The organism is Planktotalea sp., from assembly GCF_049680325.1.
In the GTDB taxonomy this organism is placed as follows: Bacteria; Pseudomonadota; Alphaproteobacteria; order Rhodobacterales; family Rhodobacteraceae; genus Planktotalea.
In genome coordinates, this window is the sequence record NZ_JBAUHO010000241.1 from 1 (window position 1) to 1,972 (window position 1,972).

2 protein-coding genes are annotated in these 1,972 nt (G+C 51.1%); one reads left to right on the plus strand and one right to left on the minus strand.

Annotated features, from left to right (window positions below; translation table 11 throughout):
- The coding region (locus WBC85_RS10905; protein ID WP_424436658.1) for a glycosyltransferase at positions 1–551 on the plus strand (551 nt) is incomplete at its 5' end.
- Here the strand turns inward: WBC85_RS10905 and WBC85_RS10910 are convergent.
- Positions 499–1,972 (minus strand): polysaccharide biosynthesis protein (locus tag WBC85_RS10910; RefSeq protein ID WP_424436661.1); only part of this gene is annotated, 1,474 nt, incomplete at its 5' end. The genes WBC85_RS10905 and WBC85_RS10910 overlap by 53 nt on opposite strands.

Consider the following 1,972-nt stretch of genomic DNA (forward strand, 5'->3'; position numbering starts at 1 on the left):
GTCTAGAGACACTGCTCTCTTGTGCCGAACGCATGAAAAACAACCATGACATACATTTCCTGATCATTGGTGAAGGAGACTTGAAAGCCGACTACCAAAACCGCTGTGCTGAACTACCCAATATAACCTTTGCGCCGGGTGTTCCTAAAGCAATGGTTCAATCGGTATTGAGCCAGTGCGATTTACTCTATTTTTCAGTGCTGCCATCAAAAGTCTGGGAGTTCGGTTTATCACTGAATAAGATCATCGACTACATGTTGGCTGGAAAGCCCATCCTCGCCTCTTACACGGGGTACCCATCGATGATTACGGAAGCCGAGTGCGGAAGCTTTGTCCCATCAGGCGAGGTGGAAGCACTACAGAATGAAATCATGCGCTATGCTCAAATGTCCAAGGCTACTCGCGAGGAAATTGGTGCGCGAGGTAAAGCATGGATTCTAATCAACCGAAGCTATCCTACGTTAGCTCGTAAGTATCTAGAAATCATGTCTAAAACCGTTAAAGGGCCAACTGATCTTGCTGGTGATATCCATCCACGCGAGTTTCGATAAGTTTGCGAAGCCCCCTAATGTCGCCTGTTTTCAGAATTAGCTCTAGTTCGCGCAAGATGGCAATAATCTCGATCTGGCTCAGCATTTTTTCCTCGGCACGCAGAATTTTACTATGCGGCGTAGCCCCTAGACTATCATCATCAATCAATAATTCTTCATAGAGCTTTTCACCCGGGCGCATACCTATGATTTGTATCTCGATATCACCCTCACCATTCTCTAGAATTGTCCGGCCTGACAATGTGATCATGCGCCGCGCAATATCAATAATCCTCATTGGTTCGCCCATATCAAGTACGAAAACATCGCCACCTGTTGCATAGGCCCCGGCCAGCAAAACAAGGCGCGCCGCTTCGGGGATAGTCATAAAGAAACGCGTGACTTCTGGATGCGTAACAGTCACAGGCCCACCGCGACGGATCTGCTGCTCAAAAAGCGGTAGCACGGAGCCTGAGCTGCCCAGCACATTGCCAAAGCGCACCATAGAAAATTTAGTTTTGTCAGAGCGCGTTTGAAGGTCCTGCACCACCAGTTCAGCAAGCCGCTTAGTCGCCCCCATAATGTTGGTAGGCCGAACCGCCTTGTCAGTAGAAATTAGGATGAAGCGCTCTACTCCCATAGCCATTGCCGCTTCCGCTACAACCTGCGTGCCCAGAACGTTGTTTCGGGCGCCTTCTAATTCATTCTCTTCAACCAATGGAACATGTTTATAAGCTGCCGCATGGAGTACTATCTCTGTGCCCGTTTCCTTCATGACCTCAAGCACCCGACGCGCATCCGTCACAGAACCAAGCCGCGTTGTCACAATAATTCCCGCATTTTCAGCAATTGGACGCAACTCGCGATCAATCTGATAAAGCGCAATCTCCGAACGCTCAAACAGCACTATATGGGCCGGTGCAGTTCCAACGAGTTGGCGACACAGCTCCGAACCGATTGAACCGCCGGCGCCCGTCACCATCACACTACGGCCTGCGTAGGTCTTAGCCACATCCGGAATATCCAGATCCACCTTATCTCGCCCCAAGAGTGCGTCAGGTGTAACTGTCCGCAGCTCATCTGCCTGGCCCTTACCCGCGACAAGATCCACATAGGAGGGTAAAATTTGCACCTCACAGTCCAGATCAATCAGCCCTGTCAGGATGGCATCCCGACGCGCAGAGGAAATAGAAGGCATTGCCAGCAAAACGCGTTCAATCTTGCCCTGCGCGACCAGGTTTTCCAACGCGGCAGGCGATTGCACCTTCAGGCCCGAGACGATCAATCCGCGTAACGACGGGTTGTCATCCACAAAAGCGACGGGCGATAATTCTCTGGACTGGCGCAGAGCGGATGCCAACTGAATGCCCGCCGCGCCTGCGCCATAGATTATGACCCTCGTCTTGTCAGAACTCCAGGCGTCCATCAAGGTAAGTATACCC